General features: G+C 71.3%; 17 protein-coding genes. 1 reads left to right on the forward strand and 16 read right to left on the reverse strand.

Annotation, left to right across the window (positions count from 1 at the left end; translation table 11 throughout):
* Window positions 1–13: 13 nt before the first annotated feature.
* A complete protein-coding gene (locus tag ACFVST_RS04965) occupies window positions 14–736 on the forward strand; it encodes a 4'-phosphopantetheinyl transferase family protein (protein WP_390146964.1) in 723 nt (240 codons plus the stop codon).
* Window positions 737–824: 88 nt separating this feature from the next.
* Here the strand turns inward: ACFVST_RS04965 and ACFVST_RS04970 are convergent, their stop codons facing one another.
* The 16 genes from ACFVST_RS04970 to ACFVST_RS05045 all read right to left on the reverse strand — a co-directional run bounded on the left by ACFVST_RS04970 (window position 825) and on the right by ACFVST_RS05045 (window position 16,147).
* Window positions 825–1,331 (reverse strand): DUF2867 domain-containing protein, encoded by a 507-nt coding sequence (locus tag ACFVST_RS04970; RefSeq protein ID WP_390146966.1) that lies wholly within the window; start codon window positions 1,329–1,331, stop codon window positions 825–827.
* Window positions 1,332–1,674: 343 nt separating this feature from the next.
* Window positions 1,675–2,631, reverse strand: a complete 957-nt coding sequence (gene fabD / locus ACFVST_RS04975; protein WP_390146968.1) for an ACP S-malonyltransferase — start codon at window positions 2,629–2,631, stop codon at window positions 1,675–1,677.
* Window positions 2,632–2,691: 60 nt separating this feature from the next.
* Window positions 2,692–4,257 carry an MFS transporter gene (locus ACFVST_RS04980; RefSeq protein ID WP_390146970.1) on the reverse strand — a complete coding sequence of 522 codons (1,566 nt, stop codon included), beginning with the start codon at window positions 4,255–4,257 and terminating at the stop codon, window positions 2,692–2,694.
* Between the two features lie 46 nt (window positions 4,258–4,303).
* Window positions 4,304–5,122, reverse strand: a complete 819-nt coding sequence (locus tag ACFVST_RS04985; protein WP_390146972.1) for an alpha/beta fold hydrolase — start codon at window positions 5,120–5,122, stop codon at window positions 4,304–4,306.
* Complete coding sequence (locus ACFVST_RS04990) at window positions 5,119–6,210, reverse strand: beta-ketoacyl synthase N-terminal-like domain-containing protein (protein ID WP_390146974.1); 1,092 nt, start codon at window positions 6,208–6,210, stop codon at window positions 5,119–5,121. The genes ACFVST_RS04985 and ACFVST_RS04990 overlap by 4 nt, the downstream gene beginning before the upstream one ends.
* Window positions 6,207–7,406 (reverse strand): beta-ketoacyl-[acyl-carrier-protein] synthase family protein, encoded by a 1,200-nt coding sequence (locus ACFVST_RS04995; protein WP_390146975.1) that lies wholly within the window; start codon window positions 7,404–7,406, stop codon window positions 6,207–6,209. Before ACFVST_RS04995 ends, ACFVST_RS04990 begins: the two co-directional genes overlap by 4 nt.
* 4 nt (window positions 7,407–7,410) lie before the next feature.
* Window positions 7,411–7,887, reverse strand: coding sequence for a 3-hydroxyacyl-ACP dehydratase FabZ family protein (locus ACFVST_RS05000; RefSeq protein ID WP_390146976.1), 477 nt, complete (start codon window positions 7,885–7,887; stop codon window positions 7,411–7,413).
* Window positions 7,880–8,368, reverse strand: a complete 489-nt coding sequence (locus tag ACFVST_RS05005; protein WP_390146978.1) for a 3-hydroxyacyl-ACP dehydratase FabZ family protein — start codon at window positions 8,366–8,368, stop codon at window positions 7,880–7,882. Before ACFVST_RS05005 ends, ACFVST_RS05000 begins: the two co-directional genes overlap by 8 nt.
* Window positions 8,365–9,090: a 3-oxoacyl-[acyl-carrier-protein] reductase gene (gene fabG / locus ACFVST_RS05010; protein WP_390147171.1), complete on the reverse strand. Its 726-nt coding sequence runs from the start codon at window positions 9,088–9,090 to the stop codon at window positions 8,365–8,367. The genes ACFVST_RS05005 and fabG overlap by 4 nt, the downstream gene beginning before the upstream one ends.
* A 129-nt stretch (window positions 9,091–9,219) precedes the next feature.
* Window positions 9,220–9,375: a hypothetical protein gene (locus ACFVST_RS05015; RefSeq protein ID WP_390146979.1), complete on the reverse strand. Its 156-nt coding sequence runs from the start codon at window positions 9,373–9,375 to the stop codon at window positions 9,220–9,222.
* Window positions 9,376–9,389: 14 nt separating this feature from the next.
* On the reverse strand, window positions 9,390–10,034 hold the full coding sequence (locus ACFVST_RS05020; protein WP_390146980.1) for a DsbA family protein: 645 nt from the start codon (window positions 10,032–10,034) through the stop codon (window positions 9,390–9,392).
* Entirely contained in the window at window positions 10,031–11,803 is a 1,773-nt protein-coding gene (locus ACFVST_RS05025) for a serine aminopeptidase domain-containing protein (RefSeq protein WP_390146981.1), read from the reverse strand. The genes ACFVST_RS05020 and ACFVST_RS05025 overlap by 4 nt, the downstream gene beginning before the upstream one ends.
* On the reverse strand, window positions 11,800–12,669 hold the full coding sequence (locus ACFVST_RS05030; RefSeq protein ID WP_390146982.1) for a beta-ketoacyl synthase N-terminal-like domain-containing protein: 870 nt from the start codon (window positions 12,667–12,669) through the stop codon (window positions 11,800–11,802). The genes ACFVST_RS05025 and ACFVST_RS05030 overlap by 4 nt, the downstream gene beginning before the upstream one ends.
* The gene (locus ACFVST_RS05035) at window positions 12,662–13,798 is read right to left on the reverse strand and encodes a beta-ketoacyl-[acyl-carrier-protein] synthase family protein (RefSeq protein WP_390146983.1); all 1,137 of its coding nucleotides are present in this window, start codon (window positions 13,796–13,798) and stop codon (window positions 12,662–12,664) included. The genes ACFVST_RS05030 and ACFVST_RS05035 overlap by 8 nt, the downstream gene beginning before the upstream one ends.
* The gene (locus tag ACFVST_RS05040; RefSeq protein ID WP_390146984.1) at window positions 13,776–14,948 is read right to left on the reverse strand and encodes a beta-ketoacyl synthase N-terminal-like domain-containing protein; all 1,173 of its coding nucleotides are present in this window, start codon (window positions 14,946–14,948) and stop codon (window positions 13,776–13,778) included. Before ACFVST_RS05040 ends, ACFVST_RS05035 begins: the two co-directional genes overlap by 23 nt.
* On the reverse strand, window positions 14,945–16,147 hold the full coding sequence (locus tag ACFVST_RS05045) for a beta-ketoacyl-[acyl-carrier-protein] synthase family protein (RefSeq protein ID WP_390146985.1): 1,203 nt from the start codon (window positions 16,145–16,147) through the stop codon (window positions 14,945–14,947). Before ACFVST_RS05045 ends, ACFVST_RS05040 begins: the two co-directional genes overlap by 4 nt.

Raw genomic sequence — 16,147 nt, forward strand, 5'->3', positions numbered from 1 at the left:
GTAAGGTCCCCCCGTGACGCAGATCGACCTACTCCCGGTGCGGAGCATCGACATACCCGCCCTGGCCGCCACCGCGGGCACCGGAGAGCCGGTCCCCCCACCGCCCGGTGCGGGCACGGTATGGCTGTCGCCCGCCGCCACGGTCCCCCAACTCCCCGCCGGACTCGCGGAGTCCATCCTCAGCGACGAGGAGGCGGCCAAGGCCGCGCGCTTCGTCCACGACCGCGACCGGCACCCCTATGTCGCCGGCCACCTCGCGGTACGCCTGCTGCTGGCCGCCCAACTCGGCCTGCCGCCAAGGGAGATCACCCTGCTGCGGGAACCCTGCCCGGGCTGCGGCAAGCTGCACGGCCGCCCCGCCGTGGCCCCCCACCACGGGCTGCACTTCTCCCTCAGCCACACCCGGGAACTGGCCATGGTCGCCCTCGCGGCCCACCCGGTCGGCGTCGACGTGGAGACCCTGCCCGCCGAACGCACCGTCAAGCAGTTGGCCGACCAGTTCCACCCCGCCGAGACCGCGTCCATACGAAACCTGCCCCCCGAGCAGCAGACCGAGGGCTTCGCCCGGGTCTGGGTACGCAAGGAGGCATACCTGAAGGGCCTGGGCATCGGCCTGGGACGCCCACTGGAAGCGGACGACCTCACGTGCGACCCACCTGGCTGGACCATCCGCGAAATCGACCTCAGCGCCACCCACCCGGGCCACCGCGCCGCCTTGGCGGTCGCCACCGGCTGACCGCCGTCAAAAAGTCACCGCCGTCAGGGAGTCGGCGAACGCGCCCCGGTGATCCGCCCTCGGATCGGCCCGGGCGGGACCGGCGGGGTCAGGAGATGGTCCAGCGGTCCCGGAGGGGGGCGGCGGCGCGGCGGACCAGGCCGATCATGATGGCGACGTGGAAGGGCTTGATCGCGGTGAAGTAGATCCGGCCGGCGGTGCGGTGGTAGAGGACGACCGTGGTGCACACACCCTCGGGACCGTTCACGCCCTCGCGCACCACGAAGGTGGTGCGGTAGCTCAGGTGCTTGTCGTCCTTGCCGGCCACCACCTGCTCGTCCGAGACGGTGAACATGTGCAGCGGCCCGACCTGGGCACCCTGCTCGATCCGGGTCTCCTTCGTCTCGGTACCCTTGAGGCCGAAGGGGGAGACGAGGGTGTCGCGGACCGCGAGCAGGGCGCGCAGCCAGCGCGGTGGTGAGGACAGCATCGCGGTGATGAAGCCGATCGCGGTGGTCCCGGGTGCCACGTCGACGGCCACCGCGTCGATGTGGTCGCAGCCGCCGAGGACGAGCACCGCGTCCGCGGGTTCCGGCTTGATGTCCCTGCGCGTCATCGCCCTGCGTGCCACTGTTCCGCCTCTTGTTCCAGATCGAGCGGGATCAACTGTCAGTCCTTGATCTCACAGTCGGGGGCCGGGAGTGCCGGCTCCGGTGGTGAGCCCTGCCGTCCCGCCGTGAGCGGTGCGCGCCGCGGGGCTGGTCCCCGCCTCGGCCGGGACGGGGTGTGGTCGATGTCCGGCACGCCCACCCACCTTCCGGTGAGGGAGCGTGCCGGACCGGCCGAAAGCTCTGGTACGTACGTCCTGTGCGGAGCTTCCGGCCGGCATCCCCGGCCATCCGCCATGGGACAGCCGGAGATCAACTACCGGGCACCGCAAGGGGCTTCACCGGCACCGGCTACGCGGCCGGGGACTCGGCGAGGCTGGCGAGAGCCTGGGTCAGCCGGCGCTCGTCGTTCGTCGCGCGGACCTCCGTCTCCGAGGTGATACGGCGGCACAGCCCGCCCAGCACACGCCCCGGACCCACCTCCACGAACCGGCCGACGCCGTCCGCGGCCATACGCTGCACGGTCTCGGTCCACCGCACCCGATCGGCCACCTGGCGGCGCAGCCCCTCCACGATGTCCTCCGCGTCGGTGACGTAGTCCCCGGTGACCCCGGACACGAACGGCACCTGCGGGTCGCGGAAGGTGATCCTGGACAGCTCCGCGGTGAACTCCTCCTCGATGCCGGCCATCAGGCTGCAGTGGAAGGGGGCGCCCACGTTGAGAGCGACCGCCTTGGTCGCCCCGAGCCGCTCCGCCTCCACCCGCACCCGGTCCACCGCTTCGGACTGCCCTGAGACGACGGCCTGTGCGGGCTCGTTGTCGTTGGCGACCTCGACGATCTGGCCCGTCTCGGTGGCGACCTCGGCGCAGATCTTCTCGACCCGTTCCAGGTCGAGACCGATCACCGCAGCCATGCTCCCGGGCACCGACTCGTTGACCGCCGACATCAACTCGCCCCGGCGGCGCACCAGTCGCAGCGCGTCGGTCCAGTCCAGTACGTCCGCGGCGACGAGCGCCGAGAACTCGCCCAGGCTGTGGCCCGCGACGACATCGGGCCGGGCACCGTGCTCCCGCAGCACATCGAGGGTGGCCAGCGAGGTCAGGAAGATCGCCGGCTGGGTGACGGCGGTGTCCTGAAGGGTCTCGGCGGGCCCCTCCCAGCAGAGTGTGGACAGCGGGAGGGAGAGGATCTCGTCCGCTGGGCGGTAGTAGCGGTCGACCAGGTCGGGCCGCTCCTGGAGCAGGTGCAGGCCCATGCCCACGCGCTGCGAGCCCTGGCCCGGGAAGATGAATGCTGTCTTGTCCACTGCGGAGCAGCCCCCCTGTGAAGCGGCGTCGGACGGTCGGTTCGGTTCAGCCCTGCCGGGTCACACCTGCTGCGCGGAGAGCGGTTCCTCGGCAGCGGGCACCGCGGGCTTGATGTCGCGTACGAAGATCAGGACGAGGACGGCGGCCGCCACCGTCACGGCCGTGGCGTACCAGGCGCCGTTCTTCATGGCCTCGGTCACGGCGTGCTGCTTCAGGGTGGCCAGGGCGTCAGGCGTGAGGGTGCCCGACATCTTCATCCGGCCCGCCTCCTCGGTGGCGGCATCTGTCTTGGCGCTCATCAGGGCGCCCATGATGGCGATACCGACGGCGTTGCCGACCTGGCGGAACATGGTGCCCGCGCTGGCCGACATCCCGATCTGGTCCTGCGGTCCCGCGGCCACCGTCAGCTCGGAGGAGATCGGCATGGCGATACCCATCGTCAGACCGGTGATGAGCATGCCGGGCAGCAGCAGCGTCCAGGAACCGGTGTCGCCGTCAGGGTCGATCAGGGTGAAGAGGGCGATACCGATCGCCATCAGGACGAAGGCGGTGACCAGCGCGTTACGGACGCCCACCTTCGCGGCGAGGCGGCCGCCCAGCGGGGCACCGAGCAGAAGCATCAGCGTCATCGGCAGCAGCCGCAGACCGGTGTCCAGGGCGGACAGGCCCAGGCCGCTCTGCAGGTAGATCGAGACGTAGAAGAGAGCGGAGAACATGCCCGCGCCGAGCAGGAACCCGGCCACGACGCTGCCGCCGAAGGACGGGCGCCTGAACCAGCTCAGGTTCATGATGGGCGCGGCCGAGCGCGACTCCACGGCCAGGAAGACGGCGAGCAGCACGGCCGCCCCGGCGAACATGGCTATCTCGCGGGTCGAAGTCCAGCCCCAGTCGGCCCCGTTGATCAGGGCGAGGTTGAGGCAGAGCAGCGAGGCGCTGATGATGACCAGGCCCGGCACATCGAGCGGCTGGCGGCTGGCGGCGGCGTGACGGCCGGAGTCGGCGGGTGTGGGCAGGGGCGCGGGACCGTCGTGGCCGAGGCCGGCCATGGCCGCGATGATGACGACCACACCGATCGGCAGATTGACCAGGAAGATCCACTCCCAGCCCGCGTGGTCCACGAGCAGACCGCCGACGAGCGGGCCGAGCGCGGTGGCGAGACCACCGACAGCACCCCAGAGCATGATGCCGAGCGTGCGCATCTTGCCCTCGAAGGACGAGTAGATGATGGCGAGCGTCAGCGGCAGGATCACGGCACCGCCGACACCCTGCACCACGCGCCCCGCGTGGATGGTGGTGATGTCCGACCAGCCGAAGAGGCTGAATTCCCCGGCCGCCCCGCAGGCGAGCGAGCCGATGAGGAACAGGATGACGCCACCGATGTAGATCGGGCGCTTGCCGAAGCGGTCGCCAAGCCGTCCCGCGGTGACGATGAAGACCGCCAGCGCCAGCATGTAGGCGTTGGCCACCCACTCAAGGTCGCTGAAGGATGCTTTGAGTTCGGTCCCCATCGTCGGTAGTGCCACGGTGACGACCGTGACGTCCAGCAGGGCTATGAACAGGCCCAGCAGCGCGGCCAGCATCGTCAGACCCGGCTTCGGCGCCCTTCCCGTCTGTGGGGGGCTCATCGTTGACATGATGCTCAACTCCTTTGTTTGAGGATTTCGGTGCCCTTCAAGGCGACTTTCGGGCGTCCAGGAACCCGAGGATCAGTTCGGCCACTTCACGTGGTTGTTCCATGTGGCAGAAATGCGTCAGCCTGGGGTCCAGGTACACCTCGGCGCACGGCATGTCGGCCTTGAGCGCATCGGCCCGCTCCCCCGCGAGCCCGGCGTCCTGGGGACTGCCGAGCACGAGGGTGGGGATGTCGACATGGGCCAGCGGAAGCTGGGTGGCCGCGCTGTACTGGTCGAACAGGGCGAGGAACGCCTGCGGTCCCATCCCGTCGAGCATCTTGCGCGTCATACCGGCGAACACGTCCGGGTCCATCGTCTGCGCGCGAGGCCCCAGCCGGGTCCGCAGCCCCGCCGTCATCACGCCGGCGAAGTCCTCCCTGAATCCGTCGAAGACCCGCCAGTCCACGGGCACCGAAGGCGGCCAGTAGAACGGTGAGAGCAGGATCAGGGCGTCGAACTTCGGCGTTGCCCCCGCGGCGAGCCACTGGAGCACGGAGTTGGCGCCCAGCGAGTGGGCGATGAGCACCGATACCGGCTCGGGGATGAGGCTCAGGCCCGCCTCGATCCACTCGGCCGCGGTGCCGCGGCTGCGCCACTGGTACGTGCCGCCGGTGCGCCAGGGCATGTCCAGGGGATAGCAGCGGAAACGGTCCGCCAGAAGACGGCTGAGCTGTCCGCAGCTCGACCAGGCGTCCTCCAGACCGTGAACGAACGCGAGAGCGGGCAGGTCCGCGTAGCGGTGCGCGGCCAGAACCTCACCGCGCATGGTGGCCTCGTTGACCGAGACCCACATGCCGTCGGCCCCGCCCGCGCTCATGCCGGGCCCCGCTCCGACGACACACGGAGGAACACCGTGTGCCCCTGCGGCCCCAGCACACCGAAGACGGCATCGCCCTCACCCGGTCCTTCCGGTCCGGTGCCCCCGGCCGCGACCGGCACCCGTGACGTCGAGCGCACCAGGTGGCGGGCGAGCGCGAGCACACTGGTGACCGTGGCCTGCGGGGCGCCCCGGGTCACGGTGACGGTGGTACCGAGTCCGTCCGCCCAGCGGCGGGTGTCCTCCTCGGTACGGAGGGCCGCGGTACCGGCCTCGCCGACGGGCAGGCACAGGTGCACCGAGGCCGGCGGCGGGCCGCCGAGCGCGTCCAGCGTGCGGAACAGCGTGCGCTGCGCGGAGCCGGGTTCGTCCGACAGCACGCCGCGCCTGCCGCCGGTCAGCCACCCATAGACCCGGGCGCCGCGCTCCATGGCGGCCTCGGGGGCCTCCAGGTGGAGAAGGCAGGCCCCGGCCGCGTCCAGCGGCGTCCCGGCGATCGTCTGCAGAGCGAGGGGCGGACGCCCCTCGATGGCACCGGCGAGCACGGCGTCCGCACGACCGGCGCGCAGCGCGCGGCCGCCCGACAGCAGTGCCTCGTATCCGGCGGTCAGCAGATTGGCCAGGGTGATGTTGAAGGCCTTCATGCCGTGGGCGATGGAGACCTGGCTCGCGGGAACGTTGAGCGAGAAGTTGGGGCACTCCACTGCGCTGATCCCGGAGATGCCGTCCTTCAGCAGCGCCAGGTCGATCCGTTCGACGATCTCGTCGACGCCGAAGTTGGTGCCGATCACCACTCCGGTGCGCTCCGGCGGCCGTTCCGGCTGCTCGCCCGCGTCGGCCGTGGCCAGCCGCACCGCGGCCAGCGCGGCTCGGGTGACCGGCGGCAGGAACTTCCAGCCGCGCTTACCGAGGTGCTCGGCCGGGTCGAAGTTGTCCATCGCCTGGATGCCGGCGCCCGCGTCCTCGGGGTCCGTGCCGTAGGGCAGCGTGCAGGCACCCAGTTCCTCGACGCCGATGGCCACCCGGCTCACCGGGCCGATCCCGGTGATCGCGGCGAGGGGCGCCGCGCCGTTCACGTCTGCGTTCATGCCGGCACCTCCGATGTCGTTCCGGGATGCTGTGCCGCGCCGATGGCGACGGTGATGTTGTTGCCGCCGAACGCGTAGGCGTTGACCAGCAGGGTCGTACCGCGAGGGCTCTCGGGCTCGTCCCGCACCAGTCGCAGCGAGCACTCCGGGTCGGCCTTGTCGAGGGTGCCCACCGGCGGCAGCAGACCGTGCCGGGTGACCAGCGCCGCGGTGACGCAGGAGAAGGCTCCGGCCGCCCCACCGCTGTGCCCGAGCGCGGACTTCACGGCGGCCACCGGCACGGAGTCCGTACGCTCGCCGAGCAGCGAGGCGGTCGTCCGGCTCTCCGCACTGTCGTTGGCGGGGGTGCCGGTGCCGTGGCTGATCACCGCGCCGATGCTCTCCGGGTCGATGCCGCCGCGCTCCAGTGCCTCGTGCGCGGCGCGCCCGGCCTGGACGCCCGACGGGTCGGGAGCCGTCACATGGAAGGCGTCACAACTCCAGCCCTCCCCGAGCACCGCCGCGTACGGGGTGTGCCCGCGTCGGGCCGCGTGCTCGGCGGACTCCAGCACCAGGAAGGCCGCACCCTCGCCGTAGACGGTGCCGGCTCGGTCGGCGTCGAACGGCCGGCAGTGCACCGGGTCCGCGGCGCCGAGCCGCATGAACGCGCCCATCGCGGGCCGGGAAACTGCTTCCGCCCCACCCACGAGGACCACGTCCGCCTCGCCGTCGGCGATCATCTCCACGCCGAGCGAGACGGCGTAGGCGCCCGCCGCGCAGGCCGTGGATACGGTCGTGGCGGGGCCGTCCAGCCCGAGTTCACGGGCGACGGCACCACTGATGCCGTACGGGAACCACTGGAGTCCGGTGAGCTTCCGCCGCCCGTCCCGCTCGGCCTCCGGCAGGTCGCTGTCACCGTTGCCGGTGCCGACGCACAGGCCCACCGTGAGGTCGGCGCCGTCCGCGGCCAGGTCGATACCGGCGTCCGCGAGCGCGGAGCGGGCCGCCTCCACGGCGAACCCGCTGGCCCGCCCGATCTCCCCGTCGGCACCGGGGGCACCGTCGACGACGTAGGTGAGCGAGCGGTCCACGGCGGTGCCCGGGTAGTCGAGGGGCTTGATGGGCACCTCGCCACGGAGCAGGCCGTTCCAGAAACTGTCGATGTCGTTTCCGAGCGGGGAGACCACACCCAGCCCGGTGATCACGATGTCCGCCATCACGTCACCCCTCCCACGAGACGCGCTCGGCGGGACGCATGACGGCGATGGCGGAGCCGACCTCGGAGACGAGTTCGTCGCCGACGTAGGACTTGCCACTCAGGAAGAGGTTGTCGCCGACGTACTGGTCGACCTGCACCACATGGCGCAGGGTGTCGCCGGGCAGTACGGCGCGGTGCAGACGCACCTTGCGGGTCGCGGCCAGGATCAGCGCACCGCTGCGCTCCCGGTTCTCGGCCTTGATCCGCTCCATCCACAGGATCGCGCCGCCCTGCCCCCAGGACTCCATGAGCAGGGACGACGGGTAGGCGAACGCCCGGGTGTCCAGGCCCTTGGCCATCCCCGCGTAGCAGGGCTCACTGCCGCTGACGGTCTTGACGGTGACGATCCGGTGGAAGGGCTCCATCTCCACGACCCGGTCCACCAGCAGCATGGGATGGGCGTGCGGGATCAGGTCGCGGATGGCCGCGTAGTCATGCATGGGTCCCCACCTCGGGTATGCCGGCGACCAACCGGAACTCGGCCTTTATGAGAGCGGCCCGGGCGCTGCCGCTGGTGCACACCGCGGTCACGGCCAGGAGGTCGTTCTCCGCCGGGAGGCAGGTGCAGTGCACTTCGAGCAGGTCGCCGGGGCGCAGCGCGGTGGTGAAACGCACCGAGTCCAGCAGGGCGAGCTCCGGTACGACGTTCTCGCCGTGGGTCTCCCGGACGAAGTGGATCACCGCTTCGTGGACCGACTCGATGAGGAAGACCCCCGGATAGACAGTCATGTCCGGGTAGTGGCCCTCTAGGTAGGCGTCGTCCGCGCGCACCAGTTTGCTGGCGGTGACCTCGGTCGGCGACAGCACGGTGGCCGAGTCGATCGGGGCGTGGGGGGCGGCACGCCTGCGGGCCGGTGGCGCGCCCGCACCGTCGGAGGTCTCCGGGACCGTGGCCACGGCGGCGACGGGCGCGCCGGTCACAGCGCTACCCCGCCGTCTATCTGGATGACCTCGCCGGTGATGTAGGCGGCCTTGTCCGAGACCAGGAACGAGACCAGGTCGGCCACCTCGGCGGCGCCGCCGTACCGCTTCATCGGGATGGACTTGAGGGCGCTCGCGCGGATCTTCTCCGGCAGCGCCTCGGTCATGTCGGTCTCGATGAAGCCGGGGGCCACGGCGTTGACGCGGATGCCGTAGGACGCGACCTCCTTGGCCAGAGCGGCGCTCATGCCCTGGATGCCGGCCTTGGAGGCGCTGTAGTTGGTCTGCGTCGGGTTGCCGTACACACCGGCGATGGAGGACATGTTGACGATGACGCCCTCCTTCTGCTTCATGAAGTTGAAGGCGACGGTGCGGCAGAAGTGGAAGGTGCCGGAGAGGTTGGTGTCGATGACGGCCCGCCAGTCCTCGACCGGCATCAGGACCATCGGGTTGTCGCGCACGATGCCGGCGGAGTTGACGAGGGCGTACACGGGACCGAGTTCCTTGGTGGCCTTCGACACGAATTCCTGCACGGCGTCGAAGTCGGAGACGTCGCACGGGGCGTGGTAGACCTCCACGCCGTGCTCGCGCACCAGCTTCTCGGTCTCGGCGGCCGCGTCACCGCCGCTGTGGTAGCAGAAGGCGATGTTGTAGCCGTCCGCGGCAAGCTGCGCCGCCACGGCCCGTCCGATTCCTCGCGATCCACCGGTGACGATGGCCATACGGCGTTCGGTCACTGCACTTGCCTTTCCTGGATTGCCGCCGCTCTTGCCGCGACGGCGATGTGGGGGTGCCCCGGCCGCGGACGCGGCCGGGGCGGTGTGACCGGGTTGGGGGAGACCCGGCCACGGTCAGCCGCAGCCACCCGCGGTGTCGGCATCCATGGAGCCGCGTCGCTCCACCAGTTCGGTCGGGATGCCTTCCAGCGGGTCGGGGCCCCACTCGGCGTCGACCAGCGGGTAGGCCGTCGGCTTGGTCTCGTTCTCCGTCGTGGTCATCGTGGTCATCACAGCGCTCCTCATCAGGCCTTGGCGGCAGCGGCCGCCAGCGCTTCTTCCAGCGCGGGCAGGAAGTCGTCCAGCCGGTCCCGCCCCCAGAAGCGCTGCCGGCCGACCTTGAAGTACGGGACGCCGAAGATGTCGTCCTCGTAGATCTGCATCAGGGCCTGGAGCCCCAGCTCGCGGATGTGCTCCTCGCCGGGGGCCGCGACCAGCGCCGCCCCGTCGAGTCCGGCCTCGTCGCAGACGCGGCGCAGCAGTTCCGGATCGCAGATGTTCTCGCCGCGCTCCCAGCGGGCGGACACCACGGCCGCGTAGTACTCGCGCTGGACGCCGAGTTCCCTGGCCTTGAACCAGGCCAGGTGCGGCAGGTCCCACCACTCGTCGCCCTTGTCGATCGGCCACTTCATGTCGTAGCCGAACTTGGCGGCGAGGCGCTTGGTGTCGTTGAGGATGTACAGGTGCTTGGCCTTGCTCATGGCCACGTAGTGGAACTCGCCGCCCGCCGCCTCCAGCGCGGCCGCGCTGACCGCGTCCGGCTCGGAGAACGGCACGTACTCGATGAGTTCCTGGGCGTTGGGCAGGCGCTCCTCAAGCTGACGGACCGCCATCCAGCTGAAGGGGCTGCGCAGGGAGAAGTACAGGCGCGGCGGCTTCGGCTTCCTCACTTGGCACCGCCCAGCAGCGCGGCCTGCACGTCCGCGTCGAGGACCGCCACGGTGCCGGCGTTCTCACCGCGGCTGATGGCGTAGCCGTGCATGATGGTGCCGGTCGCGGCGCGCTCCAGGCGGTCGCCGCGGCGGACGTAGCAGTCCATCCGCGCCGTGTACATGGTGTCGCGGAGGATCTCCTCGACCTTGAAGACCGTGTGCACGGTCTCCTCCATGTAGATGTCGGACAGCATCTGGACCCGGGCCCGGGAGACCACCGGGATCCAGCCGCGCTCGTCCAGGAGCCGGCCGATCGCCAGGTCCTGCTGGTACAGGTACCGGTCCACGACCTCTTCGAGGGTGCGCACGTAGGCGGAGTGCTGGAGGCGGTCGGAGAAGTGGCAGTAGTAGTAGGGCGCCCGCCAGTCCCAGAGCATCGCGCCGGAACCCTCGGGCGCGAGGACGTCGGCGACCGACTGGCCGTCCTCGATGGCCAGCGTCGCGGACTGGGAGTTGGTCAGCGCAGCGACCTCGGGAACCACATAGGGCTCCAGGAACGCCGGGACCGGCTCGGTGCCCGAACCGTCCTTGACGGCGACGAGCGCGACCCGGACCTTGCCCTTGAGGGCGGTCACCGTCTGCCCGTCGCGCTCCACGGTGAGCGAGACGGAGAACGGGGCGCCCTGGCCCGGCTTCGGGGTGCCGGACACCACGGTCGCGTACACCTGCTCGTCGACCTCAAGCGCCACCGGCAGCTGCACCGAGGAGTCCACGATCTCCAGGCCGAGACCGTAGGTGTGGTAGAGCGAGCGGGCGCCGACGCCGCGGTCGCGGAAGTACTGCAGGATGCCTTCCTCGACCAGGTACATGAAGTGCTTGAACCCGATCCAGGTACGGATGTTCGCGCCTTCGTAGCGCGGCATCCCCACGTAGCTGGTGGGCTCGCCGTCGAGTAGCTCGGTCACGTTCGGTTCTCCTTGCTGAATGGTCGGCGGGACGGCGGCGTCCCGTAGGAAACCGGTCACATCCCGGCTCATCTCGTCCGCCTGCGCCATGTGGCAGAAGTGGCCGTACGCCCGGCTCAGCCGCACGGTGGCGGCCGGCATCGCCTCGTCCAGGGCGGCGGCGCGCATCGGGGTGAGCCCCTCGTCGGCTGTGCCCGCGATGATCAGCGTCGGCACGGTGATCCTGGTCAGGTCCAGATGTCCGGAGGCGGCGAACTCCTTGAAGAACACCGGGAATCCGCGCGGCACCGCCCGCTCCAGGAGCTTCTGTTCCATCCGGAAGAGGATCTCGGGGTCCAGCCGCGACGTCTTGCTCCCCAGCGACAGGCGCAGCCCGTCCACGAGCACCCGGCGGAACGCGGCCTTGGAACGCACCCGCAGTTGCGCGGACAGGGCGTACCCGGCGGGCCGGTAGAACGGCGCGGCCAGCACCACGGCGGCGATGCCCGGATCCTCGCCGTCCTCCAGCGTCGCCAGATGCTCCAGGATGGAGTTGGCGCCGAAGGAGTGTCCCAGCAGCGCGTGGGGCTGCTCGGGTACCAGCTCCAGCGCCCGGCGCAGCCACTGCGCCGGGCTGCGGCCCTCGTGCCAGGTGTAGGCGTTGCCGCTGTGCCAAGGCATCTGGAGCGCGTAGATGGTGAACCCGGGCAGCCGCTCTGCGAGGTCCTTCCAGTTGCGCCAGGAATCCTCGATGCCGTGGACGGCGACCAGCGCCGGGCCCGGGCCGGGACGGCACCAGACCTCCAGTCCGTCGGCGGCGGCCACCTGGGTCCACCCGGTCATGCCACTGCTCCGGCGGGGGTGGCGTGGACGATCTCCAGGCTCGCCCAGCCGTCCTCGGTGTCACCGCAGCTCACGGTGACCGACGCGGTGCCCGGTCCGGCCTCGGCCATCCGGGCCGCCGCGGCGGCCAGTTGCACGACCCCGGCGGCGCCGTACAGCTCGCCCGGGACGGAGCCTGCCGCCTCGACGGGCTCGCGGTGGCGCAGCACGGGCCCGCACCGCAGTCCGGTCGGCTCCGGCCACGCGCTCGGAGCCCCGAGCAGTACGCAGCCGGCCGCCGCGGTCAGTTCGCCCGGCGAGTCCGGGCGCAACGCGGCCAGCTTCACGGCGATCGGATCCGCGGGCTCGACGCCCACCACGACCGCCTTGCGAGCGCGCCCGGACAGCAGCAGCACCCGCGCCAGGCGCAGGGCGTCCAGTCCGGCGGTCGCACCGCTGCACACGGTCAGGTTGGGGCCGGTGAAGCCGTACCAGATGGCGAGGGTGCTGGCGATGACGTTGCTGGAGACGTTGGGAGCGTCCAGCGGGCTGACGACCGAGCCGGAGCGCTCCCGCATGTCGGACAGCACGGTGCACACCGTCTCGGCGTTGCCGAGGTTGGAGGCGACGATCACCGCGGTGCCGGCCGCGCCGGGCAGGGGCTCCGTGGGCCGGCCGGGCGGCAGGCCCAGTGCGCGGTGGACCGCGCACATCGCCAGCCGGGTCGCGGGCTCCTTGCCCAGCAGTCCCTTGCGGCCCAGGACCTCCTTGGCCTGCTCGGGAGGACAGGCCGGCTCGGCCGGCGACCCGGGCAGGTCGGCGGCGGCCCAGCCGGGCGCGTGCACGGCCCAGCCGTCCACGGCGAGCAGTTCTGTGCGCTCAGGCATCGACGGTCTCCAGGATCGTCACGGCGTTGACTCCGCCGAATCCGAAAGCGTTCACCTGGGCCATCCGGGGGCGGGCCTCCAGGGGCTGCCCGTACACGAGCGCCAGTTTCTCGGCCTCGGCGATCGGGGTGCGCAGTCCGACGGTCGGCGGCACCACTCCGGAGCGCATCGCCTTGAGCGCCACCAGGACGCTCATCAGGGCCGCGCCGCCGGAGGTGTGCCCGATGGCGCCCTTGATGCCGGTGACCGGGGGTCCGTCCGGACCGAAGGCCTCCAGCAGGGCGGCTGCCTCGGTGGGGTCGTTGAGCGCGGTGGCGGTGCCGTGCGCCACGACCAGGCCGATGTCCTCGGGCTCGACTCCGGCCCTGCGGTGCGCGTCGCGCATGGTGGCGACGATGCCGGCGCGGTCGGGTGCGGTCTCGTGGTAGGCGTCGCACCCCACACCGACTCCGCGCACCAGCCCGATCGCGGGCTTGTCGGGCGACGGGGTCTCCAGTACGACGGCGACCGCGCCCTCGCCGAGCAGCACCCCGTCGCGGTCGGCGTCGAAGGGCTGCACGGTCTCGGCCGTGGTGGTGCCCACCCGGCCGATCATGGTGAGCATGGACTCGGTGAGGGTGTCGCACCCGGCGGCCACCACCGCGTCGGCCTCACCCAGTTCGAGCAGGTCGGCGGCGAGGGCCAGCGCGTAGCCGGAGGCGGCACACGCGTTGGCGAGCGTGTGCACCTCCGTCACACCGGGGGCCACCGAGCGGACCGCCTCGGTGAAGTGGGTCTGGGCCAGGCGCAGTTCGGTGCCGTCACCGTGCCACTGCTCCACGGCCCGGTGCTCACGCAGGCCGGTGCCGACGATCACGGCGACCCGGCGCTCCGACGGGTCCACGCCCGCGTCCCGCAGGGCCTCGGCCACACAGGCCGCCAGCCACCGGCCGGCCAGCCGCAGACCACCGTCGTCGGCGCCGTCACGCGCCTCGTCCCGGATCTCGTACCCGTAGCGGACGTTGAGCTTGTCCGGGTCACCGCAGCGCAGTGGGGAGGCCCCACTGCGCCCGGCAAGCAGCGCGTCGAAGGTCTCGTCGACGCTGCCGAGGCAGCTCAGCATCGAGCTACCGGTTATCGCCGCCGACACGGCTCCACCCCCTGACGACCGCGGCGCCGGCGGCACCCTCGGCGGAGCGGGTGGTGACCACCGAGATCTCGCCGTCGCGGGCGGGCTCGGCACGGTGCCGGGCGAGCAGCGCGGCCAGTTGGAAGGCGCCGGAGGCGCTGAACGCCTCACCGGTCGCGTCCTTGACCCGCAGCCGCGGTACCTCGGAACCGAGCACGGAGGCGATGGCGCTCTCCTCCGCGTCGTCCAGGCGCGTCATCCCGTTGGCCGCGGTGGCGACCGTGGAGACCTGGTCGGCGGTGATGCCGGCCCGCTCCAGTGCCCGGGTCAGGCAGAGGGCCAGGCCCCGGGTGAACTCGCCGTCGGCGGCCGGGGGTTCGAAGACCCCGACCTCCACCGCGAGCACCTCGGCGTCCGGCCGCCGGCCGGCGGCGCGCACCGTCTCGGCGTTCTCGACCACGAAGACCGCGGCGCCCTCACCGGGCGGCAGGCTGCCGCCCTCGGTGGACTGCGCGTAGTGCACCGCCCACGCGGACTGCGGGCTGAACTCCTCGACGGAGCCGGCCAGCAGGGCGTCCGCGTAGCCGCACCCGATGAGGTTGCGGCCGTAGCGCAGCACGTTGAGCATGGCCAGCGGGCCGCCCGCGATGGTGGAGTTGGCGCCCTGGAGGCCGAACCAGATCCCGGCCTGCCCGGCCGCGCAGTTCATCACCGCGTTGGGGAAGAGCAGCGGGTTGACCAGGTAGGGGCGGTCCTGGACGAAGGTGTCGCGGCTGTAGTCGCTGGTCGACTTGGCGCTGCCCGCGGTGGTGCCCATGGTGATGCCGATACGGGCGCGGTTGTCGTCATCGACCTGGAGGTCGGTGTCGGCGAGCGCTTCCTTGCAGGCGACCATGGAGAGGGCGGTGCTGCGGTCGAAGAACGACGTGCCCTTGCGGCCGAGGTGGTCGCGGACCTTGAAGTCCACCAGGGCGTGGGCGTCCTGGCGCGGCAGCGGCTCCTCGAACATCTCGCTGACGTCCGCGGGCCCGGCACCCTCCCCGCCGATGGCGGCGGCGAGGGCCCCGGCACCGATGCCGGCGCCGGAGAGCACACCGAAGCCGGTGATGGCCAGGGTGGGGGGGCCGGACTGCGCCGGAGCGGCCTCGGCCGAGGTCTCTGTGACCGTCATGAGGGCCTCCCCAGGATGACGATGGCGTTGTTGCCGCCGAACGCGAATCCGTTGACCTGAGCGATCCGCACGTCGGCGGTGCGCGCCTGGTTGGCCACCGGGTCGATCTTGATGTCGGGGTCCGGGGTGTTGTAGTTGATGGTGGGCGGCAGGAACGATCCCGCGATGCCGAGGACGGACGCGATCGCGCCCAGACCGCTGGCGGCGCCCATGGTGTGACCGAGCATGGACTTGGTCGAGCTGACCGGTGGAGCGTCGTCCCCGAAGACGTCGGTCACCGCGCCGGCCTCGATGTAGTCGTTGGCCGGGGTGCCGGTGCCGTGGGCGCAGATGTAGTCCACCTCGGACGCCTTGATGCCCGCGTTGTGGTGGGCCAGGCGCATGCACTCGGCGATGCTGTCCCGGTTGGGGGCGACCATGTGGTTGGCGTCGCAGTTGAGCCCGTAGCCGAGGACCTCGGCATGGATACGGGCGCCGCGGGCCTGCGCGGACTCCAGGCTCTCCAGGAAGAGTGCCGCGCCGCCTTCGCCGGTGATGATGCCCGAGCGGTTCTTGTCGAACGGCGAGCAGGCCTTCTCGGTGAGCGCGCCGAGCCGGTAGAAACCGGCGTGCGACCAGCGGCCGACCGAGTCGGCGCCACCGGCGATCATGTAGTCGGCTTCGCCGGTCCTGATCAGGTCGTAGGCGTAGCCGAGGGCGTAGTTGCTCGCCGAGCACGCGGTGGACAGTGTCACCGCGTCCCCGGTCAGGCGGAGTTCACGGTTGACCGCCTGCGACAGCCGGGCGCTGGACACCTGGCGGACCAGGCCCGCGTCGAGGCCGTCGAAGCCGGCCGTCAGGCTGTCGCCGGTGAGCCGTTCGAGCACCTGGGACTCTCCCCCGGTGGTACCCATGCTCGAACCGGCCCTGGCCGAGGCCAGTTCCTCCTCGTCGATTCCGGCGTCCGCGACCGCGAGCCGGGCCGCGGACGCCGCGAAGAGGCTTGTCCGGCCCCACTCATCGACGGACAGCCGCCGGACCATGTCCTCCGGCCGGAAGGCGTGTACTTCGCCGGCCATGAAGTAGGGGAATCCGGTGGAGTCGAAGCACTCGATGGGGGAGACTCCGTTGACGCCCTCACGCAGCGCCGCTTCGTAGGCCGTCGCTCCGATCCCGATACTCGACACGGGGCCCAGCCCAGTGATGACTACCCGTCGCAC

This window comes from Streptomyces sp. NPDC058045, from assembly GCF_042885635.1.
In the GTDB taxonomy this organism is placed as follows: domain Bacteria; phylum Actinomycetota; class Actinomycetes; order Streptomycetales; family Streptomycetaceae; genus Streptomyces.